Consider the following 23,862-nt stretch of genomic DNA (forward strand, 5'->3'; position numbering starts at 1 on the left):
GTGAGCACGATGGCAGAAGAGACTTCCGACAAGACCACCGAGAAGGACCCCAAGAGGATCACCCTCTCCAAGGGCGACCGCAGGGCCGTGTGCCTGCGCCACCAGTACCTGCAGGGCTCGTGGAACTACGAGCGCATGCAGAACGGCGGCTGGTGCTACGCCATGATCCCCGCGATCAAGAAGCTCTACAGCACCAAGGAGGACCGCGCAGCCGCCCTCAAGCGCCACCTCGAGTTCTACAACACGCACCCCTACGTCTCCGCGCCGGTCATCGGCGTCACCCTGGCCCTCGAGGAGGAGCGCGCCAACGGCGAGCCGATTGACGACGCGGCCATCCAGGGCGTCAAGGTCGGCATGATGGGCCCGCTCGCCGGCGTCGGCGACCCGGTCTTCTGGTTCACCATCCGACCCATCCTGGGCGCTCTCGGTGCGTCGCTCGCGCTCGCCGGCAGCATCGTCGGCCCGCTGCTGTTCTTCATCGCCTGGAACATCATCCGCATCGCCTTCCTGTGGTACACGCAGGAGTTCGGCTACCGCGTCGGCACCGAGATCACCAAGGACCTCTCCGGCGGCATGCTCGGCAGGATCACGGAGGGCGCCTCCATCCTCGGCATGTTCATCATCGGCGCGCTGGTAGAGCGGTGGGTGTCCATCTCCTTCACGCCGATCGTCTCCACGGTCAAGCAGTCCGAGGGCGCCTTCATCGACTGGTCCAAGATCACCGGCGACGCTGCGGGCATCAAGAGCGCGCTCACGCAGTACTCCAGCCTCGGCGTCAACGGCCTGGACGAGTACAAGGTGACCACGCTCCAGCAGAACCTCGACTCCCTGATCCCCGGCCTGGCGGCGCTCGGTCTCACGCTCCTGTGCTGCCACCTCCTGAAGAAGAAGGTCTCGCCGATCGCCATCATCCTCGCCCTGTTCGGCGTGGGCATCATCGGCCGCTTCTTCAAGTTCATGTAGCGCATCTACCTCAGGCGCGCCCGGCCCCGGGGCTGGACGCTGGGGGCCGCACCTAGTAGCCTCTACGGTGCCTCGCACCGGGGCCGGGTGCGGCCCCTTCGGCTTTAAGACAAGGAGGCGGGCCAGATGGCACAATCACAGAACACCAAGGTCGAGCTCACGATCAAGGCGACCTCCTTCCAGGGGCTCACGACGTACGGCGACCTGCTGGTCGGGGACCGGGCCGTCGAGTTCTACAACGAGCGCAACCCAGAGGACTACATCCAGATCCCCTGGGACGAGGTCGACTACGTCGCGGCGTCGGTGATGTTCGGCGGCAGGCTCATCTCGCGCTTCGCCATCTTCACCAGGAGCAACGGGCACTTCTCCTTCTCCACCAGGGACAACAAGCGCACCCTGCGCTCCTTCAGGGGCCACGTCCCCGAGGACAGGCTCCAGAGGTCGCCCACCTTCCTGCAGGTCATGGGGCTCGGCATCAAGCGGCTGTTCCTCGGCGGCTACTAGGCGCCAAGGGCCGCTGGCGCCCGGCTCCCGGCCGCCGCGAGCTGGGCCTCGCTGCTGTTGGCTCTGTGAATCGCGGCGGCTGGCGGCGCGATGGTCGGCGCGGGGGCTATAATGCGCACCGCACATGACTGTCGCCCGCATGCGGGCGTTCGAGAAAGCGAGAGTCCATTGGCTACCATCAGCACTGCAGACTTCAAGAACGGCATGGGTCTCAAGATCAAGGACAAGATCTACACGATCGTCGAGTTCCAGCACGTCAAGCCCGGCAAGGGCGGCGCCTTCGTCCGCTACAAGATCCGCGACCTCAAGAGCGGCCGCGTCATCGACCAGACCTGCAACGCGGGCACCAAGTTCGAGAACGTGCAGCTCATCACCCGTGAGATGCAGTACCTCTACAACGACGGCGCCGCGTACTACTTCATGGACCCCGAGACCTTCGAGCAGATCCCCGTCGACACCAGCTTCATCGGCGACAACGCGGTCTGGTTCAAGGAGAACGACACCTGCCAGCTGCTCTACGCCGACACCGACCTGATCGGCGTCCAGCCGCCCATGTTCATCGAGGCCGAGATCACCGAGACCGACCCCGGCTTCAAGGGAGACACCGTCCAGGGCGGCACCAAGCCCGCGACGATCGAGACCGGCGCCCTCGTCCAGGTCCCGATGTACCTCAACCAGGGCGAGGTCATCAAGGTCGACACCCGCACCGGCAAGTTCGTCTCCCGCGTGTAGCGACAGCCCAGAGAGAGCCATGCCGCGCCGCAGAGACCTGCGGTGCGGCTTTTCTTTTCTCGTGCCGCGCGTCGTCCCGCACGCGCGCCCGGACGGGTCGCGCGTGCGGGGAACGTCTATACTTGACGGAGTGTACGGACGGACCTTACCAAGCCTCTCGTCGTTCGCGAAAGGAAGTTCCATGGATTCGAACGAGATCGTCATCTCCGGCATCGGTGTCTCGAAGGGCGTCGTGTCCACCATCGTCTCCCTCGCCGCGAGCAAGGTCGAGGGCGTCGCCAGCGTCGGCGGCAACGACATCGCCTCCAACCTCATCTCCGTCTTCACGCAGAAGCGCACCGCCCCCGAGGGCGCGGTCGAGTGCGTCGTGGCCGACGGCAGGCTCGAGGTCACCATCCACGTCTCCGTCTTCTACGGCTATCCCTTCACGCAGCTAGCGGACGAGGTGCGCTCCGCCGTCGCCTCCGCCGTCGAGGAGCAGGTCGGCGTCGAGGTCGGCGCCGTCAACGTCTGCATCGACAGCCTCGTCTTCCCCAAGGAGTAGTTCCAGAGTGGCTAACAAGAGATTCGGCGGGCGCACGCTCGCACGCAGCCAGGCGCTGCAGGTCCTGTTCCAGGCCGAGGCGACCGGCAAGACGGTCGACGAGGTGCTCTCGGGCGAGTACGCCATCACCGACGGCCCGCTCGACCCCTTCGGCGAGGCGGACGCGCGCGGCGCGGGGGAGATGCTGCCCGTGCTCGACGTCATCATCTCGCAGGCGTCGACGCACTGGACCGTCCCGCGCATGCCCGCGGTCGACCGCAACATCCTGCGCCTCGCCACCTACGAGATGCTCGAGGTGGACGAGGTCGCCGTCCCCATCACGATCGACGAGTTCGTCGAGCTCTCCAAGGCCTACGGCACCGACGAGTCCTCGCGCTTCGTGAACGGCGTGCTCGGGCGCATTGCCGACCGCATCGAGGCGGGCGAGGACGTCGTGGGCGACGCGACGAGGGAGCGCGAGCGCCTCGACGAGGAGGAGCGCCGGCGCCGCGAGGAGGCCGAGCGCGCCGCGGCGGAGCGTGCGGCGGCCGAGGAGGCCGAGCGCGCTGCCGAGGCGGAGGGTGCCGGCGTCGAGGGCGGGCAGGGTTCGCCCGCCGCGCCCGAGGGGGCGCGCCCGCAGGCCGGCGACGACGGCTTCGAGGTCTTTCGTCCCGCGTCCTTCGACGAGGGCGAAGGGTCCTGGGAGTAGCGATGGCCAAGTTCGACGCCTCCGCCTACGACTCCTTCGACGAGATCACCTCGCGCCTCGAGAGGATCGTAGCCGAGGTCAGGGACAAGGACGTCTCGCTCGAGCAGTCGCTTGACCTCCTCGACGAGGCCATAGGCCTGGGCTCGCGCGCGGTCGAGCTCGTGGACGTCAGCGAGCTGAGCGACCGCGAGGTCGCCGCCTCCGCCCCCGGGGCCGCCGCGGATGCCGGCACGCCCGCTCGCGAGGGGGAGTCCGAGAAGGACGGCGCAGCCGCCGCCGCGACCGGGCGAGCCGCCCAGGAGGGGGACGCTCCGGATGGGCACGCGGGGGCGTAGCTCCTTGCGCGGCGTCGCCGGCAAGGGGCGTCGCCGCCTCGACGAGGAGCTCGTCGCCCAGGGGTACTTCGCCACGACCGACGAGGCGCTGCGCGCGGTCCTCGCGGGCGAGGTCTCCTCGCAGGGGCGCCGGCTCACCTCGGCGGGCGAGCGCGTGAGGCGCGGCGTCGAGCTCCACGTCCGGGGGGCGAAGGGCTTCGTGAGCCGCGGCGGTCTCAAGCTCGAGCGAGGCCTTGCGGCCTTCGACGTCGACCCGACGGGCCTCGCCTGCCTGGACGTCGGCTGCTCGACGGGTGGCTTCACCGACTGCCTGCTGCGTCACGGCGCGGCGAGCGTCCTTTCGGTCGACGTGGGCTACGCCCAGTTCGACTGGGGCCTCAGGCAGGACGGGCGCGTGACCCTCCTCGAGCGGACCAACATCGTGGACGTGCCGACCCCCGAGCGAGAGGGCACGATCGACCTGGCCGTCTGCGACGTCTCCTTCACGTCCGTGCTCGCGGTGCTGGGGTCGGTGCTGAGGCTCCTCGCTCCCGGGGGCGCCTTCCTCACCCTGGTGAAGCCGCAGTTCGAGGCCGCGCGGGAAGACGTCGGAGCCGGCGGCGTCGTCCGCGACCCCGCCGTCCGCCTCGCCGCGCTCGAGCGGGTCGCCTCGGCCTTCGCGGAGGCGGGGCTCTCCGTCCGGGGGGCCTGTCCTTCTCCTATCACGGGGCACAAGGGAAACGTCGAGTACCTCCTGCTGGGCGTCCGCGCGCCTGCCGCCGCCTCGCGAGGCCTCGGGGCCGAGGAGCTCGCGCGCGTGGTGGGGGAGGGCGCCGTCGTGCGCGCGGACGGCCGCGAGCCGCGCTAGGCGGCCGTCCGCGGGCGTCGCGCGGCAGTTCGGGGAATTGCGAACGCCAGTTCGTGACTCGCCGGGGGGAGCCGTGCTAGACTCTATCCCCGATGTCGCACGCGAGGGGGAGTTGGTGTCCGTGAAGGTTCTCTTGGTTCCAAACTACACCCGTCCGGACGCCCTGGAGGACGCCAAGCGCCTCGCGCGGTGGCTGGGGGACCAGGGCGTGGAGGCGGACACGCTGCCCGACAAGCGCCTCGAGCAGATGGACGACTACGACCCGGCCGGCCTCGACCTGGTGGTCTCCCTCGGCGGGGACGGCACGCTGCTGCGCGCCGCCAACGTCGTCGGCTACACGGAGGTGCCGATCGTGGGGGTCTCCTACGGGCACCTCGGCTTCCTCACGAGCGCGGAGCCCGTCGATCTGTACGCGGTCGTGGAGAGCGCCCTCGCGGGCAGGATGCACGTCTCGCATCGCTCCACGCTCGACATCGAGGCCACCTTCCTCACGCCGGAGGGCAGCTGCGTCACCCGCCACGCGTTCGCCCTGAACGAGATGTCCATCTCGCGTGGCGGCCGCGGGGACATCATCGAGTTCGACGTCTGGGTGACGGGCAACCACATCGACAAGCTGCGCGGGGACGGCTTCGTGGTCTCCACGGCCACCGGCTCGACCGGCTACGCCCTCGCCGCGGGCGGGCCCATCGTGACGCCGGAGTTCTCCGGCATGGTCTGCGTTCCCGTGGCGCCGCACACGATCATGGCGCGCGCCTTCCTGACCTCGCCCGCGGACGTGGTGGAGGTCTCCATGAGCCCGGAGCGCCCGGCGGAGCGCTGCATATTCGCGGACGGCCAGCCCGTGGGGGAGGGGGATACGCTCCTCCACGCCAGCTGCCGGCGCGGGCCGGGCGACGTCTTGATGCTCGACAAGAGCGCGCGGAGCTTCTACGCCTCCGTCTCGCGCGTCTTCTACGGCGAGGCGGGCAAGTGATGCTCGACGAGCTGCACGTGAGCAACGTAGCGCTCATCAGGGACGCCACGCTCAGGCCCCACGAGGGGCTCACCGTCCTGACCGGCGAGACCGGCGCGGGCAAGAGCGCCCTGCTGTCGGCCATCAAGCTGCTGATGGGGGAGCGCGCGGACGCCTCCGCAGTGCGCGAGGGCGCAGACGCCCTGAGCGTGGAGGGGCGCTTCTTCCTTCGGGGGACAGACGACCCGGACGGAACGGTCGTTTCGCGGCGCGTCTCCGCACAGGGTCACGGAAGGGTGAGCATAGACGGCCGCATGGCCTCCGTCCGCGAGCTCGCGGAGGGCGTGGGGAGGACCATCGACCTGTGCGGGCAGCACGAGCACCAGCGGCTCCTGCAGCCGCAGGCGCACGTCGAGCTGCTGGACGCCTGGACGGGCGAGGGGGCCGCCCGCGCCCGCGAGGAGTACGGCGTCGCCCTCGCCGAGGCGCGTGCCGCCGCGGCCGAGCTCGAGCGCGTGCGCGAGATGACCCGGTCGGCCGCCGACCGCCTCGAGGAGGCGTCCTTCGTCGTCCGCAAGATCGACGAGGTCGCGCCCGAGGAGGGCGAGCTCGAGAGGATCGAGGAGCTGCTCCCCAAGGCGGAGCACGCCGAGGCGCTCGTCTCGGCCGCGCGTGGCGCCCACGAGGCGCTGACGGGCGATGGGGGCGTGGAGGACGTTGTCTCATCGGCGCTCTCGGAGCTGAGGGCGGCCGAGCGCTACGACGAGGACCTGTCGCCCCTCGTGAGGCAGGTCGAGGGTGCGCTCATAGAGATGGAGGACGCGGCGGCGGGACTGCGCGACTACGCCGACTCCGTGGAGTTCGAGCCGGAGGACCTGAGGCGGATGCAGGAGCGCATGGCCGCGCTGCAGGGGCTTCTCAGGTCCTACGGACCGCGCATGGAGGACGTCTGCGAGCGCAGGGAGCGCGCCCGCGAGGTTGTCGCCGCGGCGAGCGACGGGGACAAGCTGCTCGAGCGCGCCCGGCGCGAGCTCGACGCCGCGGAGGCGCGCCTGGCGGAGAAGGCCGACGAGCTCGACCGGGTGCGCGCGGAGGCGGCCCCCAGGTTCGCGGGCGCCGTGACGGAGCAGATGTCGCTCCTCGAGATGGGCTCGGCGCAGCTCCTGATCGAGATGGAGCGCCTGCCGCGCGCGCAGTGGGGCGAGCAGGGCCCGAGCAGGGTGGAGCTGATGTACCGCCCCGGCGCCGGCCTGAGCGCCCGCCCGCTGCGCAAGATCGCCTCCGGCGGCGAGATCTCGCGCGTGATGCTCGCCTGCAAGGTCGTACTGGGAGAGGCGGACGGGACGGAGACGCTCGTCTTCGACGAGGTGGACGCCGGCGTGGGCGGCTCCACGGCCGTGGCGCTCGCGAGGGTGCTCGCGCGCCTCGCCAAGACCCACCAGGTCATCGTCGTCACCCACCTCGCCCAGGTCGCCGTCATGGGCCAGGCCCACTACCTCGTGACCAAGTCGGGAGGGGACGTCCCCGAGACGACGCTGAGCGAGATATCGGGCGAGGAGCGCGTGGCGGAGGTCGCCCGCATGCTCTCCGGCGACACCTCGCCGACCTCGCTCGAGCACGCCGCGGAGATGCTCGAGCGGGCCTTTGGGGGGAGCTCGTAGGCAGGGCCGCCCCTCGGTGCGCGCCTCCCCTCCGCCGGCTGCGGAATGTTATGGCCAGTTGGTGTGCGAACGTCCGGCCGGGGCCGCGAGGCGCTAGAATCGAGACCCGTAGAAAAGGTAGGTTCACTACGGGAAGGCCCCCACATGACAAAGCACATCTTCGTAACCGGTGGCGTCGTATCCTCCCTCGGGAAGGGCATCACGGCAGCCTCGCTCGGCCGCCTGCTCAAGGCCCGCGGCTATAAGGTCATGATGCAGAAGGCCGACCCCTACCTCAACGTGGACCCGGGCACCATGAGCCCCTTCCAGCACGGCGAGGTCTTCGTGACCGAGGACGGCAAGGAGACCGACCTCGACCTCGGCCACTACGAGCGCTTCATCGACGAGAACCTCACGCGCGCCTCCAACTTCACCACTGGCCTGATCTACCAGTCCCTCATCTCCCGCGAGCGCGCCGGGGACTTCCTGGGCGGCACCGTCCAGGTGATCCCGCACGTCACCAACGAGATCAAGGGCCGCTTCCTGCGCATCGAGGAGCAGACCCAGGCCGACGTCGTGATCACCGAGCTCGGCGGCACCATCGGCGACATCGAGGGCCAGTCCTTCGTCGAGGCCATCCGCCAGTTCCGCAAGGAGAAGGGCGCCGGCAACACCCTCGTCATCCACGTGAGCCTCGTCCCCTACATCGCGGCCGCGCACGAGGTCAAGACCAAGCCGACGCAGCACTCCGTCAAGGAGCTGCGCTCCATGGGCATCCAGCCCGACTTCATCGTCTGCCGCTCCGACCACGAGGTCGACGCCTCGATCAGGGCCAAGATCGCCCACTTCTGCGACGTGGACGAGGGCTGCGTCTTCGAGAACTCCGACTGCCCCTCCATCTACGACGTCCCGCAGCACCTCGCCTCCCAGGGCTTCGACGTCAAGGTCTGCGAGAAGCTCGGCCTCGATCCCAGGACGAGCGACATGAGCGAGTGGGACGCCTTCACCGACCGCATGCACAGCTCCAACAAGCGCACCGACGTCACGGAGATCAAGGTCGTCGGCAAGTACACGCAGCTGCCCGACGCCTACCTCTCCGTCATCGAGGCGCTGCACCACTCGGGCGTCTACTACGGCCGTCACGTCAACATCACCCTCGTCGACGGCGAGGAGCTCACCGAGTCCAACGTCGACGAGGCCCTCGCGGGTGCCGACGGCATCCTCGTCCCCGGCGGCTTCGGCAGTCGCGGCGTCGAGGGCAAGATTCTCGCCGCTCACAAGGCGCGCGTCGAGAAGGTTCCCTACCTCGGCGTCTGCCTCGGCCTGCAGGTGGCTGTCAGCGAGTTCGCCCGCAACGTCGCCGGCATGCCGGGCGCCAACTCCACCGAGTTCGCGCCCGACTGCGAGTACCCCGTCATCGACCTCATGCCCGACCAGAAGGACATCGATGACAAGGGCGGCACCATGCGCCTCGGCGCCTACCCCTGCAAGGTCGTGGGCGAGCTGTCGCGCGAGGCTTACGGCGCCGACCTCGTCTACGAGCGCCACCGCCACCGCTACGAGGTGAACAACGCCTTCCGCAAGCAGCTCCAGGACGCCGGCCTCGTGATCTCGGGCCTCTCTCCCGACGACCGCCTGGTCGAGATGGTCGAGCTGCCCGAGGACGTGCACCCCTGGTTCGTCGCGTCCCAGGCCCACCCCGAGTTTAAGAGCCGCCCGACCAAGCCCGCGCCGCTGTTCCGCGAGTTCGTGCGCGCCTCGATCGCCAGGCACGAGGGCTGCGACCGCCACCAGGTCGTGCCCGAGGACTAGCGCCTTGGACCTCGAGGCCGCGCTGGGGGAGTTCCTCTCCTACCTCGCGGTCGAGAGGGGCGCCTCCGCGAACACCGTCGAGGCGTACGGGAGGGACCTCAGGAGATACGTTGCCTACCTCGCCGGGCGCGGTGTGACCGCGCCCGGCGAGGTGTCTCGCGCCGACGTCGAGGACTACCTCGCCGAGCTCTCCTCCCTGGGGCTCGCTCCCGCCTCCCTCGAGCGTGCCCTCTCCTCGGCCAAGAGCTTCCACCGCTTCATGGTGGCCGAGCAGATCGCGCCCTCGCAGCCCACTGCCGACGTCCCGCTCCCCAAGAAGCCGCGCCGCCTGCCCGACGTCCTCACGATCGACCAGGCGGCGCGCCTGCTCGACCAGCCCTTCCCGCCCACGCCCGCCGGCGCGCGCGACCGCGCGATCCTGGAGGTCCTCTACGGCTGCGGGCTGCGCGCCTCCGAGCTCTGCGCGCTCGACGTCTCCAGCCTGCTTCCCGAGGAGGGGCTCGTGCGCGTGTGGGGGAAGGGGGGAAAGGAGCGGGTCGTGCCGCTCCTGGGCACGGCGGCCGGCGCCGTCTCGTCCTACCTCGCCTCGGGCAGGCCCTCGCTCGACAGGTCGGGCGCCTGTGCGGCGCTCTTCCTCAACGTGCGCGGGACGAGGATCTCGCGCCAGTCCGTGCACGCGATCTGCGAGCGCTACGGCAGGCTGGCGGGGATCGAGGGGCTCCATCCCCACACCCTGCGCCACAGCTTCGCGACCCACCTGGTCGAGGGTGGGGCGGACCTGAGGGTCGTCCAGGAGCTCCTCGGGCACTCGAGCATCCAGACGACCCAGATCTACTCGCACGTGGACAGGACCCACGTGCGCTGGGACTACCTCACCGCGCACCCGCGCGCCAGGGGCTAGGCCGCGCCTGCGCCGGGCGCCCCGCGCCACCGGACCCCCCGTGGTGGGACGGCCTCCCACCTTCCGGACGCCCCCGTGGTGGGACGGCCTCCCACCCGGGCGCCCCGCCCCCAGGCCCCGCGCCGCCCCGAACCTCCGGCTCTGTTCGATGCATGTTCGAAGGGGCTTGTCCCACCCTGGCGGCTTTCGTGCGCGCCCCTTGCGCGAGGTTCTTCTCGCACTAGAAAACCGCAGGTAAACGCTATAATTTTGTCAAACGCGCAGGTGAGGGCCCCACACAGTTCCCCCTCCGTGTCGACATAGCGCCTCCACAATTCGTTCTGGTCCCGCCTTTCGGGCCACCTGTGCTCTTGTGCTTCCCGCAGCGCCGTCGACCCCACATCTGGTAGGGGCGAAGCCTGCCCTCGTTCGGTCCCGGGACCCTTCGCCCCACCCCTTCGGGGGGCTAAGTGGAGGAGGGTGGGGCTAGGTGTTATAGTTCTTCACACGCGCTCACGGGGTGGGTGTTCGGCCACGGGAGGGGGTGTGAGATGTACCTGACGGGATCCAAGCAGTACAACTTGGACGCCAAGGCACGCCTTACCCTTCCCGCAGCTTACCGCAAGGAGTTCGGCGAGCAGGTCTGCCTCATCCCCCTCAAGAGCTCGCTCTACGGGTTCACCCCCGAGGGCTTCAGGGACTGGGTCGACAGCTTCTTCGAGCAGGACGGCGGTCACTTCAACCCCCGGAGCCGCGACGACGTCCGGCTCAGGCTCCTCCTGACGGGCAGCGCCGTCACCGTGGACATCGACTCCGCGGGGCGCATAGCCCTGGGGAAGCTTGACGCCGCGGACCCCGCGGCGCGCAAGCGCCTGGGGTTGGAGAGGGACGTCACGGTGGTGGGCGCGCAGGACCACTTCGAGGTCTGGAACACCGACAGCTGGAACGCGCTGCACGCCGGCGGGTTCGAGGAGATCGACAGCCTCATGTTTGGCGACGGGGACTAGGGGGCCCGGGGTTGGACGCTGAGTTCAAGCACATACCGGTCATGCTCGGGCAAGTCCTCGCACAGCTGGACCCCAGGCCGGGGGAGGTCGTCTGCGACTGCACGCTCGGAGGGGCCGGCCACTCGGTCGAGCTCGCCCGCCGCGTCGCGCCAACGGGGCTCTCCATCGGCATCGACCAGGACGAGCGCGCCCTCGCCGCCGCGACGGAGCGCTTCGCGCGCGAGGTCCCCGGCGCGCGCCACGCCTTCCTCGAGGGCAACTTCGGCGACCTCGACGACCTTCTCGTCCAGGCGGAGGTGCCCGGCGTCGACTGCTTCCTCTTCGACCTCGGCGTCTCCTCGCCGCAGCTCGACGTGGCCGAGAGGGGCTTCTCCTACAACGAGGACGCCCCCCTGGACATGCGCATGGACCCCGAGCACAACCCGCTCTCGGCCGCCGAGGTGGTCAACACCTACGACGAGGCCGAGCTCGCGCGCGTGTTGCGCCTGTACGGCGACGAGTCCCACGCCAGGGCCATCGCCCGCCAGGTCGTCCGCACCCGCGAGCGCGCGCCGATCCGGACGACCCTCGAGCTCGTCGACGTCGTCAAGCGCGCGATCCCCGCGCGCGACCGGCGCCACGGGGGACACCCCGCGCGCAAGACCTTCCAGGCCCTGCGCATCGAGGTCAACCACGAGCTCGACTCCCTCGACCGCGGCCTCAGGGCCGCCGTGCGCTGGGCCAACCCCGGCGGGCGCATCTGCGTCATCTCCTACCACTCCCTCGAGGACCGCATCGTGAAGCACGTCTTCGGCGAGCTGTCCCAGGGCTGCACCTGCCCACCCGACCTCCCCGTGTGCGTCTGCGGACACGTCCCGATCGTCGAGGTGAGGACCAGGCGGCCCCTCACCGCCGACGAGGCGGAGGTGGCCTCGAACCCGCGCGCGAGGAGCGCCCTCGTCCGCGTGGCGGTCAAGCTCGACGTCGCGCAGCCATAGGCACCAACGGCCTCGGCCGAGTGCACGACAAACGAAGCCTCAAGGCACCATCACGCACCACGTAGGACCACCACGCAGCTCAAACGCACCACCATCGCAGCACCGCATCGAAGCATCCAGGGGGACGGGCAGGCATGTTGAACCAGGCACAAGAGGCATACGATCTCACGGGCGGCGCCTTCGCCACGGGCGCGGCGCCGGACCGCGCTGACCGGCGCCGCCGGGCCCCCCTCGTTGTCGTCGAGGGCGGCCACCTCGACGCCGACGCCCGCAGGGGCGTCGCCCCCGAGTTCTGGCGGCGCGTCAGGCTCGTCGTCTGCGCCATCATGGTCGTCTTCGCGGTGGGCTGCGTGCGCGTGGCCCTCACCGTGGGCACGGTCAACCTCATGCAGGGCAACGCAGCCCTCGAGAAGTCGATCGGCGAGGCCGAGGCCACCAACACGGACCTCCAGGTCGAGCGGTCGCTCCTCTCCAGCAAGGACCGCATCAGGAGAATCGCCACGCAGAACCTCGGCATGGTCTACTCCACGGAGGACGAGGCGCTGTCCTAGGCGGTCCGCCCCAGGGGCGCAGGCGGAGGCCTGCCCGACACCGGTCCCCGGTAATGTTGTTGCTACGCAGGCGACGCTGCGGGGGCCGCCTGTCGCCGCGAGAGGGTAAGCTTGAGCCGTGAGCAGAGACGAGAGACATACGCGTGGGGGGCGCAGGCGGCCTCGCGGGGGCGAGGGCGCCGGGAGCGCGCACGGCCCGAGGGGCCCCTTCGGCTTCGGCCCCGGCGCGCACGGCCTGCCCTGGGTCTTCGGCGTCCTGATGGCGCTCTTCGCCGTCGTGGTCGCGCGCCTGTTCTACCTGCAGGTCGTGGACGGCCCCGCCCTCGCCGAGCAGGCTGAGGCGAGGCGCACCAACTCGCAGGTCATCGAGGCCCGGCGCGGCACCATCTACGACAGGAACGGCAACGTCCTCGCCACGAGCGTCGGCTGCTACGACGTCTACTGCAACCCCAAGGAGGTCAACTACCCGGCCGCCGAGGCCCTCATCCTCCAGGAGGCGTTCTCCGGCGAGGCGTCCACCTACAAGGAGCAGCTGAGCGAGGACTCCACCTTCGTCTACCTCGTCCGCAAGGCGGACAAGGACAAGGCCGAGCAGGTGAGGCAGGAGCTGGCCGACAAGGGCTACACGGGCGTCTACTTCCTCGAGCAGACCAAGCGCGTCTACCCCTACGGCTCGGTCGCCGGCCAGATCATCGGCATGGTCGACGTCGACAACAACGGTCTCACCGGCCTCGAGCTCCAGTACGACGACGTCCTCGGCGGCACGGACGGCGAGATGATCATGGAGACGGGCGCCACGGGCACCCCGATCGCCGGAGGGGTCTCTAAGACCGTCGAGCCGAAGGACGGCCAGGACGTCGTCCTCGCGCTCGACGTGGACATCCAGCGCAAGGTCGAGGAGGAGATGGTCGCCGGCGTCAAGACCTACGAGGCGCAGTCCGGCCTCTGCATGGTCACCGACCCCGCGACGGGCGGCATCCTGGCGGCCTGCTCGACGCCCCTCGCCGACCTCTCCAACCCCTCGACCGTCACGAACGAGGGGCTCGGCCTCAAGCTCGTGACCAGCGCCTACGAGCCGGGCTCCATCGTGAAGGTCTTCACGATGGCGACGGGCATCGAGGCCGGCCTGTTCGACACCGACACCGTCTACCAGATCCCGGCCTCCATCCTGGTAGGCTCCGACACCGTGCGCGACGACGACGGGCGCTCCTCCACCATGGCCATGTCCCCGCGCGAGATCTTGCGGCGCTCCTCCAACGTCGGCGCCTCCATGCTCGCGCAGCAGGTCATCGGGGCAGAGCGCTTCTCGGAGGGGCTCGCGAGGTTCCAGCTCGGTACCAGGACCGGGATCGACTACCCGGGCGAGGCCGCCGGCTCGGTGCGCTCGCTCGACGAGTACGAGCCCTACTCCCTGGGATCGATGGCCTTCGGCCAGGGCCTCGCCGTGCCCATGGTGCAGATCGTGAAGGCCATGGGGTCGATCCCCGAGGGCGGCCGCCTCGAGACCCCGCACTTCGCGACCAAGGTCGGCGGGGAGGACCTCGACTGGCCGAGCCCCGGCCAATCGATCTCGGAGGAGACGGCGTCGAAGATGACGGACATGCTGAAGGACGTGTTCTCCAAGGGCACGGCGTACGCGGGCCGCGTCGAGGGCTACGAGATCGCCGGCAAGACCGGCACGGGCGAGCAGGCCGACGAGAACGGCTACATAGCCGGCAAGTACCTCTCCTCGCTCGTGGGCTACGCCCCCGCCGACGACGCGAAGGTCCTCGTCTACGTGGGCCTCTACGAGACGCCCTATCTGGCCTCGGGGTCTGCCGCCCCGGTCTTCTCGAGTATCATGGGTGAGGCCCTGCAGGACCTGGACGTGAAGCCCAGCTCCTAGGGCAGAGAGGTGATGGTTGCATATGCGTATGTCCGCACGGGACGTCTGTCTCGCCACAGGCGCCGCCCTGCTCGAAGGCGACGGCACCGCCGAGGTCACGGGGGTGACCATAGACTCCCGCGAGGTGCGGCCCCACGCCGCCTTCGTCGCCTTCGCGGGGGAGCGCACGGACGGCAACCGCTACGCGCGCGCGGCGCTCGAGGCCGGGGCCTCCCTCGTCGTGCTCACCGCGGAGCCGGACCCCGCCGACCTCGAGCTCGCAGGCCGCCTCGGGTCCTGCGTGGCGCGGGCCGCAGACGACGACGGGACGGCGTTCATGCTCGCGCTCGCGGGCGCGTGGCGCGAGCGCAACCCGCAGTGGCTCGTGGTGGGCGTGACGGGCTCGGTGGGCAAGACGACCACCAAGGAGATGCTCGCCTGCGCCCTCGGCACGAGGTATAGGGTGCACGCCACCAAGGGCAACCTCAACAACCTCCTCGGCGTGCCGCTGACGCTGCTCTCGGCGCCCGACGACGCGGAGGTGCTCGTCGTGGAGATGGGCATGAACCACGCCGGCGAGCTCACCCGCCTCTCGCACGCCGCCCGCCCCAACGTGGCCGTCGTCACCAACGTGGGCACGAGCCACATCGGGAACCTCGGCTCGCGCGAGAACATCGCCCGCGCCAAGGCCGAGGTCGTCTCGGGCATGGTGGCGGCCGAGGGGAGGGAGCGCCCCACGCTCGTGCTCTCCGCCGCGGACGACTTCACGGACTTCATCGCCGAGCGCTTCTGCGCCCCCGCCGGCGTGGACGTGCTGCGCGTGGGCGCCGCCCCCTCGGCCGACGTCCGCGCGACGGGGGTCTCCGTCGCGGGCGACGGCTGCGCCGAGGCCGACCTCTCCTTCCCGGACGGCGCGCGGGCGCACGCGCGGCTGCACGTCCCCGGCAGGCACATGGTCGCCGACCTCCTCGACGCGATGGCCGTCGCGTGGGAGCTCGGCGCGGACGTCTCCCGCGCCGCCGGGGCGGTGGGGGAGATGCGCCCCGCCCACATGCGCCTGGAGGTCGTCGAGCGGCCGCACCGGCCCCGCGTGATCGACGACTCCTACAACGCGAGCCCGAGCTCCGTCGCCGCGGCCCTCGACGTCCTGTGCTCCATGGAGTGCGCGGGGCGCCGCGTCGCCGTCCTCGGCGAGGTGGGCGAGCTCGGCCGGGAGTCGGCGCGCCTGCACGGCTACATCGGCGCCTATGCGGCCGCCAAGCCGATCGACCTGCTCGTCGTGATCGGCGACGAGGGCGCGGCGCAGGTCGCGGAGGCCGCCCGCACCATGGGCTTCTCGGAGGACGCGCTCGAGTCGTTCGACTCCGTCGACTCCGCGCTCGCCGTCATCGCGCCCGTCCTCACCGAGGACGACCTCGTGCTCGTCAAGGCGTCGCGCTCCGCGGGGCTCGACCAGTTTGCCAAGGGGGTATACGACCGATGATCATCGGCAACCCGGCCTATCCGACCTACCAGGTGTTCCTCTCCATGGGGATCTCCGCCCTCATCACCGTCCTCGCGATGCCCCCCTTCATCAGGCTCATGAGGCACGAGAAGATCGGGCAGCAGATACGCGCCGACGGCCCCAAGCGCCACCTCGTCAAGCAGGGCACCCCCACGATGGGCGGTGTCGTCATCCTGCTGGGCGTGGTCGTGACCTGCGCGCTCATGGCAGAGTGGACGCCAGACCTCGTCTGCGCCGTCCTCGCCATGCTCGTCACGGGCTCGCTCGGCCTCCTCGACGACATCGAGTCGGTCGCCCACAGGCGCTCGCTCGGCCTCACCCCCTCGCAGAAGATGGTCGGCCTCGTCACCATCTCCGTCGTCTTCTGCCTCGCGGCCGTGAACTGGGTGGGGATCAGCCCGATCATCAGGTTCCCGGGCGGGCTGGACGTCGACCTCGGGGTGCTCACGTCGACCTTCCACGCCGGCGGCGCCGAGGTCAGGGTCCCCTGGCTCTACGTGCTCTTCGTCTTCCTGCTCATGGCGGGTCTCTCCAACGCCGTCAACCTGACCGACGGCCTGGACGGGCTGGCCGGCGGCACGGTGCTCGTGGTGATGCTCGCGATGGCGATGGTCGCCTACAGCTACGGCGAGCTCTCCCTGGCGATCCTGGCGGCGGCGATCGCGGGCGCCCTCGTCGGCTTCCTCTGGCACAACTGCTATCCCGCCTCCATCTTCATGGGCGACACGGGCTCGCTCGCGCTCGGCGCGGCCTTCGCGGCCCTGGCCGTCCTCACCAAGACGGAGGTCACCTCCCTCGTGATGGGCATGCTCTTCATCGTCGAGGCGCTCTCCGTGATCATCCAGGTCGTGAGCTTCAAGGCGACCGGCAAGAGGGTCTTCCTCATGGCCCCCATCCACCATCACTTCGAGAAGAAGGGCTGGAGCGAGACGAAGGTCGTCATCCGCTTCTGGATCGTCTCCGCGGCCTTCGCCGCGCTGGGCTTCGCCCTCTACTTCCAGCTCAACTAGCAGGCCGAGGAGGTCCTTTCCATGAGCGAGGAGCAAGCCGCGCGCGAGGCGCGCGCAACGGGTGCGGACGCGAGCAGGCCTTCCGGGTGGCTGGGGGACGTCTGCGTGCTCGGCCTGGGCAAGACCGGCGTAGCGGTCGCCGAGTACCTGGCGGGCCCGGCGCGGGGCCGGGTCGCCTCCGTCACCGTCTTCGGCGGGGCGCGGTCGACGATGGGGGAGGCGGCGCGCGCCCTCGAGGCCGCCGGCGTCTCCGTCCGCGTGGGCACCGACGAGGTCGACGGCAGCTACGACCTCGTCGTCTCCTCGCCGGGCATCCCCGAGTCCTCGCCCTTCCTCGCCTCGGCGCGCGCACACGCCGCCGAGGTCATCGGCGAGCCCGAGTTCGCCTGGCGCGAGAGCCCCGAGCGCTGGGTGGGCATCACGGGCACCAACGGCAAGACGACCACGACGACCCTCGCGGCCGAGCTCCTGCGCGCCGGCGGCGACGTGGCGCTCACGGTCGGCAACATCGGCACCGTCGCCACGAGCCAGGTGGCAGACCGCCCGGCCGGCTCGTGGTTCGTGGCCGAGCTCTCGAGCTTCCAGCTCGAGGAGACCGCGCGCCTGCACCCCCGGGTCGCCGTCCTCCTCAACATCACGCCGGACCACGTCGAGTGGCACGGCTCGCTCGAGCGCTACGCCGCGGCCAAGGAGAAGATTTTCGCGAACCTCGACGCGGGCGACCTGGCCGTCGTCTCGGTCGAGGACGACTGGTGCTGCGCCATCGCGGGCCGGCTCGAGGCGCGCGGCCTCAGGGTCTGCCACCTCGACGTGCACGGCGTCCCCTCCTCGCCGCTCGCGGCCTACCTCGCAGGCGACGCCCTCCGCGTCCGCCTCGAGTCGGGCGAGGTAGAGCTCGCCCGCAGGGACGAACTCGCCATCAGGGGAGACCACAACGTCCAGAACGCGCTCGCGGCCTCCGCCGCGGCCCTCGAGGTCGGCGTGGCGCCGGCCGACGTGCGCCGCGCACTCCTCGGCTTCCGCGCGCTCGAGCACCGCATCGAGCCCTGCGGGGAGGTCGCGGGAGTCCGCTTCGTGAACGACTCCAAGGCGACCAACGTCGACGCAGTGGAGAAGGCCCTCACCGCCTTCGAGCCGGGCCGGGTCGTGCTCCTGCTCGGCGGCCACGACAAGCTGAGCGACCTCACGTCCTTCTCGCGCAAGGTGGCCTCCTCGTGCCGGGCCGCCGTCTGCTACGGCGAGGCCGGCGAGCGCTTCGCCGAGGCGCTCTCCGCCGCCGGCGAGGGGGGTGGCCTCGTGGTAGAGCGCGCCCCGCACATGGCCGACGCCCTCGAGGCGGGCTGCCGGCTCGCCGCGCCCGGCGACACGGTGCTCCTCTCTCCGGCCTGCTCCTCCTTCGACGAGTTCTCGGGCTACGAGGAGCGCGGGCGCGTCTTCAAGGCGCTCGTGCGCGACAAGATGACGGCGGGCGCCTAGCGTGGCGGCCGCCTTTGCCAGGACGGGTGCACAGGGCGGCACGGGCGGCCGTCTCGCGCGGGGGCTCCACGGGGTCCCCGCGCGCATCATGGTGCCCCGGGTCGTCCTGTTCGTCTCCGCCTTCGGCCTGACCCTCTTCGGCCTGCTGATGATCTTCTCCGCCTCCTCGGCGACGGCGCTCGCCTCCGAGGCGACGGACTACGACGCGACCTACTACTTCATCCGGCAGCTGAGGTTCGTGGCGGTGGGGCTCGCCGCCCTCGTCGTCCTGACGAGGGTGGACTACCGCGTCTGGCGGGGCCGCCTGCTCGTGCTGGCCTGGGTCGTGACGGTGCTCCTCCTCGTCGCGATCTTCTCGCCGACGGCGGGCACCGACGCCTACGGCGCGACCCGCTGGATCTCGGTGGCGGGCTTCACCCTGCAGCCCTCGGAGTTCGCCAAGGTCACCCTCGTGCTCACGGGCGCCGACCTCTACGTGCGCCTCTTCGAGGAGGGGTCCGTGACCCCCGCGCGCTTCGCCGCGCTCGCCCTGGGCGCCGTGGGCCTGTCGCTGCTGCTGATCTTGCTGCAGCCCGACAAGGGCACGACGGGCATCCTCGTCTTCACCCTGCTGGGCATGGGCTACCTCGCCGGCGTCAACACCGCCCTCGTCATCGGGTGCTTCGCCGTGGGCGCCCTCGGCGCGGCGGTCCTCGCCATGGGGGACTCCTACTCGCGCGCCCGCGTCCTCACCATGCTGAACCCCTTCCTGGACCCCTATGGCTCGGGCTGGCAGCTCGTCCAGGGCTTTTACGCCTTCGGGTCGGGCGGTCTCACGGGCGTGGGGATCGGCCTCTCGCGCCAGAAGTACTCCTACCTGCCCATGGCGCACAACGACTTCATCTTCGCGGTGGTGGGGGAGGAGACGGGCTTCGTCGGCACCGTGGGCGTCCTCGTCGCCTTCGCCCTCATGATCTGGGCGGGCATGAGGATCGCCGAGCAGGCGCCAGACCTCAGGGGCAGGCTCGTCGCGGCGGGCTGCTCGATCCTGATCGGGGTCCAGCTCCTGGTCAACGTCTGCGGCGTCATCGGCTTCTTCCCGCTGTCGGGCAAGCCCGTGCCCTTCCTCTCCTACGGCGGCTCCTCGATCATCTCCTGCCTCATGCTCGTGGGGCTGATCGGGTCGGTCTCGCTCAGGGACGAGCTGCCGGAGACGGTCTACGACCGGCGCCGCGGCAGGTTGCGCCTGGCGGGCGAGGACGAGGGGTCCCTCGCCGGGGCGGACGGGGGACCCTTGGGAGAGGGCGCCTGGGACGCAGACGGCCGCTACGGCGTGGCGGACCTCGTGGACCCGGGGCTGTCGAGCGCAGGGGAGGCCACGCCGCGCTCCTCGCGCCTGCGCCTCGCGGCCGGCCGGCGCGGCTCGGCCTCGTCGCCGCTCCGGCCGGGCCCGGTTGCGCCCAGCGCCGGGACGGGCGCGCAGGCGGCCCGGGGGGCCTCCGGCGCCGCGCCCGCGCCGCGGCCTCTCTCCCCGGCGGACCCAAGGAGGTCGGCGGGTCGTGGAGGTTGGCTGAGCGCGGACCCCGACGGCTCGGCGGCGGATAGACTGAGGATGCACGAAGACGATGCGCCCGCCTCCGGCAGGCGCGGCAGGAGGGGATACCGTGAGCGATAGGCTCGAGGTCGCGATAGCCGCGGGAGGCACCGCGGGCCACATCAATCCGGCGCTCGCGCTCGCTGAGGAGCTCGAGCAGAGGGGCCACCATGTGACCTTCTACGGCCAGACGGCCAAGCTCGAGGGCAAGCTCGTGCCTCAGGCGGGCTTCGACTTCCGCCCCATCAGGGTCACCGGCATCGACCGCGCGAGGCCCTGGACGGCCGTCTCGGCCCTGTGGCGCGTCCGCAAGGCGGAGCGCGTGCTCGGCTCCTACTTCGCCGAGGCCGGCGCCCCGGACGTGGCGGTGGGGTTCGGCGCCTACGTGGAGATGCCCCTCCTGAGGTGGTGCCACAGGCACGATGTCCCCTACGTGATTCACGAGCAGAACTCCGTCCCCGGCCTCGCCAACAGGACGGAGGCCGCCCACGCCACCTCGGTGTGCGTCTCGTTCCCCGCGGCGACCCAGGCGTTCAAGGAGCACGTCGGCCCCCAGACCGCCGTCGTCGTCACCGGCAACCCCGTGAGGCGCAGCGTCATTTCGGCCTCGCGCGAGGAGGGGCGGCGCGCCTTCGGCGTGCCCGAGGGCTCGACGATGCTCCTGGTGTTCGGCGGCAGCCTCGGTGCGCGCCACCTGAACGAGGGGGTCTGTGCCCTCAAGGGCGAGCTCCTCTCGAGGGACGGCCTCCACGTCGTCCACTCGACCGGCGCTGACCTCTACGACGAGGTGACCTCGTCGCTCGCCCTCACCGACGAGGAGGCCGCTCGCTGGACGGTCATGCCCTACATCGACAACATGGGCGAGGCGCTCGCCGCGGCCGACCTCGTGGTGTCGCGAGCCGGCGCGTCCTCGATCGCGGAGATCGCGGCCCTTGCGGTGCCCGCGGTCCTCGTGCCCTATCCGCTGGCGACGGCCGACCACCAGACGACGAACGCCCGCTACCTCGTGGACGCCGGCGCCGCCGTGCTCGTGCCGGACGACGAGGTGGGCGGCGGGTCCTTCTCGCACGAGGTGCTCTCGCTCTTGGACGACGCCGCGGAGCGGGGCCGGATGCGCGAGGCCGCGCGCGGGCTCGCGCAGGATAGGGCCGCCCTCGCCCTCGCCGACCAGGTCGAGGCCGCCGTGGCGCCCGGCGTGTAGGGGCCAGGCCCCCTCGGGTTGCGTGTAGGATGGAGTGGGCACCTCGGTGCCCGGCACATGGATGCGGAGGCGTCGGGCGGCAGCCCGGCGCAGGAGCGAGTCTGGCGGGCCCTGCCCGCCGAAGGAGGAGAGATGGCTGGTAACGCTGGCGACAAGGGCTTCAGGAGCGCCCACTTCATCGGGATCGGCGGCGCCGGCATGAGCGGGATCGCCCTCGTGCTCCACGAGCGCGGCTGCAAGGTCACCGGCTCCGACCTCAAGGAGTCGCACTACGTGCGCGACCTCGAGGCCGCCGGCGTCGAGGTCTCGGTCGGCCACAAGGCGGACAACATCGACAAGGCGGCGCCCGACGTGGTGGTCATCTCCACCGCCATCCCCGAGACCAACCCGGAGCTCGTGCGCGCCCGCGAGCTGGGCATCCCCGTGTGGCCGAGGGCTAAGATGCTCGCGGCCCTGGGCGAGGGCGCCCTCACGGTGGCCGTCGCCGGCACCCACGGCAAGTCCACGACGAGCTCCATGGTCGCCACGATGCTCGACAAGATGGGGCTCGACCCCTCCTTCCTCATCGGCGCGGTCGTCGAGGGCTACGACACCAACGGGCGCAACGGTGACGGCGGCTACTTCGTCTGCGAGGCGGACGAGTCCGACGGCTCCTTCCTCTACCTCGACCCACGCGTGGCCGTGGTCACCAACATCGAGGCCGACCACCTCGACCACTACGGGACCCTCGCCAACATCGAGAGCACCTTCTGCAAGTTCATGGGCCTCGTCGGCGAGGAGGGCTGCGTAGTGGTGATGGGCGACGTCGCCCACTACGCCGAAATCGCCCGCAAGAGCGGCAGGCGCTTCGTGACCTACGGCTTCGACGAGGGGAACGACTACGTCTGCAGCGAGGACGACACCCACCACGGGCTCGCGAGCACGCTGCACGTGAGGACCCCCAAGGGCGAGACCTGCGACGTGACCATCCACGCCAACCCCGGCCGCCACAACGTCCTGAACGCCTGCGCCGCCATCGCCGTGGCGGACGTCCTCGGCCTCGACGTGCACGCGGCCGCCCGCGCCCTCAGCGAGTTCAAGGGCGCCCGCAGGCGCTTCACGCACGTGGGCGACGTGGACGGCGTCACGGTCGTCGACGACTACGGCCACCACCCGACGGAGATCGCCGCGACCCTCTCTGCGGCGGCCGACCTCGACTTCAAGCGCATCGTCACCGTGTTCCAGCCGCACCGCTACTCGCGCACGCAGGCGCTCGCCGAGCAGTTCGGCCATGCCTTCGACGAGGACGACGTCCTCATCGTGATGGACGTCTTCCCCGCCGGCGAGATGCCGATCCCCGGCGTCTCCGGCAAGACCATCGTCAGCTCGGTGGAGGAGCGCGGCAAGGTCAAGGACGTCTCCTATATCCCCAACCGCAAGGAGCTCGTCGAGCACCTCTGCGACGTCGTGCGTCCGGGCGACCTCCTGATCACCCAGGGGGCGGGCGACGTGACCGCGATAGGCCCCGCCTTCATCGCCCAGATGCGAAAGCGCGACGAGGGCGCCGCGGGCGCCGGCGACTAGCGGCTCAAGGGAACTCCGGGGACACGACATGGGCCTTCGTCTGAGGTTGAGCGGTCTCGGCAGGGGGCGGGGCAAGGCCCGCCCCCCGAAGGGCGCCTCGAGCGTCCTCGGCTCCTCGCTGGGCGACGTCGCCGGCAGGCTGCAGGGGAGGGGCCTGCCCAAGGGAGGCATCCGCGAGGGCAACCTCAAGGTGGACCCGTCCGCCACCGGCAGGCTCACCGCCGGCGACCAGAGGCGGCGCGGCAGGCTCCTCAGGGGCGTCATCATCGCCCTCGTCGTGGTCGTGGCCCTCGTCGTCGTCGCCACGGTGGGCGTCACCCTGCTCTCGCACACCTCGACCTTCACGATCGAGTCCTTAGACGTCTCCGGCACCGAGCACGTCTCCGCGGACACGGTCGCGCGACTCGCGAAGGTGGAGAGCGGGGCGACCCTCCTCAACGTGGACGTCCAGGCCGTCGAGGAGAACCTCAGGAGGAGCCCCTGGGTCGCCTCGGCGACCATCACGCGCGAGTTCCCCGACAGGCTCGGCATCGAGGTGCACGAGAGGTCGGTCGGCGAGGTCGTGGCCATGAGCACGGGCGACATCGCGTGGCTGCTCGGCACCGACGACGTCTGGATCGAGCCCGTGCACCTCACGGTGCCCGACGGCCAGACCACCAACGACGCGGCGCTCGCCCTCGCGGAGGGCTATGGCGCCCTCCTCGTGACCGACGCCCCCAGCTCCGTGGAGCCCACCGCGCTCGCCACGGCGACGGACGGCTGCCTCAAGACCGTCGAGCTCTTCCAGGAGCAGTTCTCGCAGGGCTTCAAGGATCAGATCGCCTCCTACTCGGTGGAGGACTCCGAGAGCGTCACCTGCGTGCTCAAGAGCGGCGTGGAGGTGTCTCTGGGCGCTGCCTCCAACGTGGACACCAAGGAGGCGCTCGTGCGCCAGCTGCTCGACAAGTACCCGGGGGAGCTCACCTACGTGAACGTCCGCGTGCCCTCCAAGCCCGCCTACCGAAGGCTCGACTCTCCCAACGTGGGCGAGGGGACGGGCGCCGCCGGGAGCTCCGTCGAGGGTGGCTCCAGCTACTCCGACTCCATCCGGTCGGACAAGATCGGCGACCCCGCGGACGTGAACGACGACGGAACCGCCTCGTCGGGCTCGGGGTCGTCGTCTGCCGACGCCAGCTCGCAGTAGGCCCGGCCCCGACGCCTCCGCCTCGCCTCCGCGTGAGCCTGATCCTATGGGGGCCT

Annotated in this window: 22 protein-coding genes; all 22 read left to right on the plus strand. The window is 70.7% G+C overall.

Annotation, left to right across the window (positions count from 1 at the left end):
* Nucleotides 1–9: 9 nt before the first annotated feature.
* The 22 genes from VXJ25_RS01500 (at nucleotide 10) to VXJ25_RS01605 (ending at nucleotide 23,806) form a co-directional block, all read left to right on the plus strand.
* Nucleotides 10–963 carry a PTS system mannose/fructose/sorbose family transporter subunit IID gene (locus tag VXJ25_RS01500; protein ID WP_330957441.1) on the plus strand — a complete coding sequence of 318 codons (954 nt, stop codon included), beginning with the start codon at nucleotides 10–12 and terminating at the stop codon, nucleotides 961–963.
* A 126-nt stretch (nucleotides 964–1,089) separates the two neighbouring features.
* Nucleotides 1,090–1,467, plus strand: a complete 378-nt coding sequence (locus VXJ25_RS01505; protein ID WP_330957442.1) for a DUF956 family protein — start codon at nucleotides 1,090–1,092, stop codon at nucleotides 1,465–1,467.
* Between the two features lie 168 nt (nucleotides 1,468–1,635).
* On the plus strand, nucleotides 1,636–2,199 hold the full coding sequence (efp, locus tag VXJ25_RS01510) for an elongation factor P (protein WP_330957443.1): 564 nt from the start codon (nucleotides 1,636–1,638) through the stop codon (nucleotides 2,197–2,199).
* Between the two features lie 181 nt (nucleotides 2,200–2,380).
* Nucleotides 2,381–2,743 carry an Asp23/Gls24 family envelope stress response protein gene (locus tag VXJ25_RS01515; protein ID WP_330957444.1) on the plus strand — a complete coding sequence of 121 codons (363 nt, stop codon included), beginning with the start codon at nucleotides 2,381–2,383 and terminating at the stop codon, nucleotides 2,741–2,743.
* 7 nt (nucleotides 2,744–2,750) lie between these two features.
* Nucleotides 2,751–3,431, plus strand: coding sequence for a transcription antitermination factor NusB (gene nusB, locus VXJ25_RS01520; RefSeq protein WP_330957445.1), 681 nt, complete (start codon nucleotides 2,751–2,753; stop codon nucleotides 3,429–3,431).
* Between the two features lie 2 nt (nucleotides 3,432–3,433).
* Nucleotides 3,434–3,766 carry an exodeoxyribonuclease VII small subunit gene (locus VXJ25_RS01525; protein WP_330957446.1) on the plus strand — a complete coding sequence of 111 codons (333 nt, stop codon included), beginning with the start codon at nucleotides 3,434–3,436 and terminating at the stop codon, nucleotides 3,764–3,766.
* A complete protein-coding gene (locus VXJ25_RS01530) occupies nucleotides 3,747–4,613 on the plus strand; it encodes a TlyA family RNA methyltransferase (RefSeq protein ID WP_330957447.1) in 867 nt (288 codons plus the stop codon). The genes VXJ25_RS01525 and VXJ25_RS01530 overlap by 20 nt, the downstream gene beginning before the upstream one ends.
* 121 nt (nucleotides 4,614–4,734) lie before the next feature.
* Entirely contained in the window at nucleotides 4,735–5,586 is an 852-nt protein-coding gene (locus VXJ25_RS01535) for an NAD(+)/NADH kinase (RefSeq protein ID WP_330957528.1), read from the plus strand.
* Nucleotides 5,586–7,226 (plus strand): DNA repair protein RecN, encoded by a 1,641-nt coding sequence (gene recN / locus VXJ25_RS01540; protein ID WP_330957448.1) that lies wholly within the window; start codon nucleotides 5,586–5,588, stop codon nucleotides 7,224–7,226. The genes VXJ25_RS01535 and recN overlap by 1 nt, the downstream gene beginning before the upstream one ends.
* Nucleotides 7,227–7,370: 144 nt before the next feature.
* Entirely contained in the window at nucleotides 7,371–9,017 is a 1,647-nt protein-coding gene (locus VXJ25_RS01545; RefSeq protein WP_330957449.1) for a CTP synthase, read from the plus strand.
* Nucleotides 9,018–9,021: 4 nt separating this feature from the next.
* Nucleotides 9,022–9,918 carry a site-specific tyrosine recombinase gene (locus tag VXJ25_RS01550; protein ID WP_330957450.1) on the plus strand — a complete coding sequence of 299 codons (897 nt, stop codon included), beginning with the start codon at nucleotides 9,022–9,024 and terminating at the stop codon, nucleotides 9,916–9,918.
* A 530-nt stretch (nucleotides 9,919–10,448) separates the two neighbouring features.
* Nucleotides 10,449–10,904 (plus strand): division/cell wall cluster transcriptional repressor MraZ, encoded by a 456-nt coding sequence (locus VXJ25_RS01555; protein WP_330957451.1) that lies wholly within the window; start codon nucleotides 10,449–10,451, stop codon nucleotides 10,902–10,904.
* 11 nt (nucleotides 10,905–10,915) lie between these two features.
* Nucleotides 10,916–11,881, plus strand: coding sequence for a 16S rRNA (cytosine(1402)-N(4))-methyltransferase RsmH (gene rsmH, locus VXJ25_RS01560; RefSeq protein WP_330957452.1), 966 nt, complete (start codon nucleotides 10,916–10,918; stop codon nucleotides 11,879–11,881).
* A gap of 134 nt (nucleotides 11,882–12,015) precedes the next feature.
* On the plus strand, nucleotides 12,016–12,432 hold the full coding sequence (gene ftsL, locus VXJ25_RS01565) for a cell division protein FtsL (RefSeq protein ID WP_330957453.1): 417 nt from the start codon (nucleotides 12,016–12,018) through the stop codon (nucleotides 12,430–12,432).
* A 118-nt stretch (nucleotides 12,433–12,550) separates the two neighbouring features.
* Nucleotides 12,551–14,317, plus strand: coding sequence for a peptidoglycan D,D-transpeptidase FtsI family protein (locus VXJ25_RS01570; protein WP_330957454.1), 1,767 nt, complete (start codon nucleotides 12,551–12,553; stop codon nucleotides 14,315–14,317).
* 28 nt (nucleotides 14,318–14,345) lie between these two features.
* Nucleotides 14,346–15,779 carry a UDP-N-acetylmuramoyl-tripeptide--D-alanyl-D-alanine ligase gene (locus tag VXJ25_RS01575; protein ID WP_330957455.1) on the plus strand — a complete coding sequence of 478 codons (1,434 nt, stop codon included), beginning with the start codon at nucleotides 14,346–14,348 and terminating at the stop codon, nucleotides 15,777–15,779.
* Nucleotides 15,779–16,810 (plus strand): phospho-N-acetylmuramoyl-pentapeptide-transferase, encoded by a 1,032-nt coding sequence (gene mraY, locus VXJ25_RS01580; protein ID WP_330957529.1) that lies wholly within the window; start codon nucleotides 15,779–15,781, stop codon nucleotides 16,808–16,810. The genes VXJ25_RS01575 and mraY overlap by 1 nt, the downstream gene beginning before the upstream one ends.
* Before the next feature lie 21 nt (nucleotides 16,811–16,831).
* Nucleotides 16,832–18,286 (plus strand): UDP-N-acetylmuramoyl-L-alanine--D-glutamate ligase, encoded by a 1,455-nt coding sequence (gene murD / locus VXJ25_RS01585; RefSeq protein WP_330957456.1) that lies wholly within the window; start codon nucleotides 16,832–16,834, stop codon nucleotides 18,284–18,286.
* A 1-nt stretch (nucleotide 18,287) separates the two neighbouring features.
* On the plus strand, nucleotides 18,288–19,940 hold the full coding sequence (locus VXJ25_RS01590; protein WP_330957457.1) for an FtsW/RodA/SpoVE family cell cycle protein: 1,653 nt from the start codon (nucleotides 18,288–18,290) through the stop codon (nucleotides 19,938–19,940).
* Nucleotides 19,930–21,060: an undecaprenyldiphospho-muramoylpentapeptide beta-N-acetylglucosaminyltransferase gene (gene murG, locus VXJ25_RS01595; RefSeq protein WP_330957458.1), complete on the plus strand. Its 1,131-nt coding sequence runs from the start codon at nucleotides 19,930–19,932 to the stop codon at nucleotides 21,058–21,060. Before VXJ25_RS01590 ends, murG begins: the two co-directional genes overlap by 11 nt.
* A 132-nt stretch (nucleotides 21,061–21,192) precedes the next feature.
* On the plus strand, nucleotides 21,193–22,623 hold the full coding sequence (gene murC, locus VXJ25_RS01600; RefSeq protein ID WP_330957459.1) for a UDP-N-acetylmuramate--L-alanine ligase: 1,431 nt from the start codon (nucleotides 21,193–21,195) through the stop codon (nucleotides 22,621–22,623).
* Nucleotides 22,624–22,651: 28 nt separating this feature from the next.
* Nucleotides 22,652–23,806 (plus strand): cell division protein FtsQ/DivIB, encoded by a 1,155-nt coding sequence (locus VXJ25_RS01605; protein WP_330957460.1) that lies wholly within the window; start codon nucleotides 22,652–22,654, stop codon nucleotides 23,804–23,806.
* The last annotated feature ends 56 nt before the right edge of the window (nucleotides 23,807–23,862 follow it).

Source organism: Olsenella absiana, assembly GCF_036408855.1.
Classification (GTDB): domain Bacteria; phylum Actinomycetota; class Coriobacteriia; order Coriobacteriales; family Atopobiaceae; genus Olsenella_K; species Olsenella_K absiana.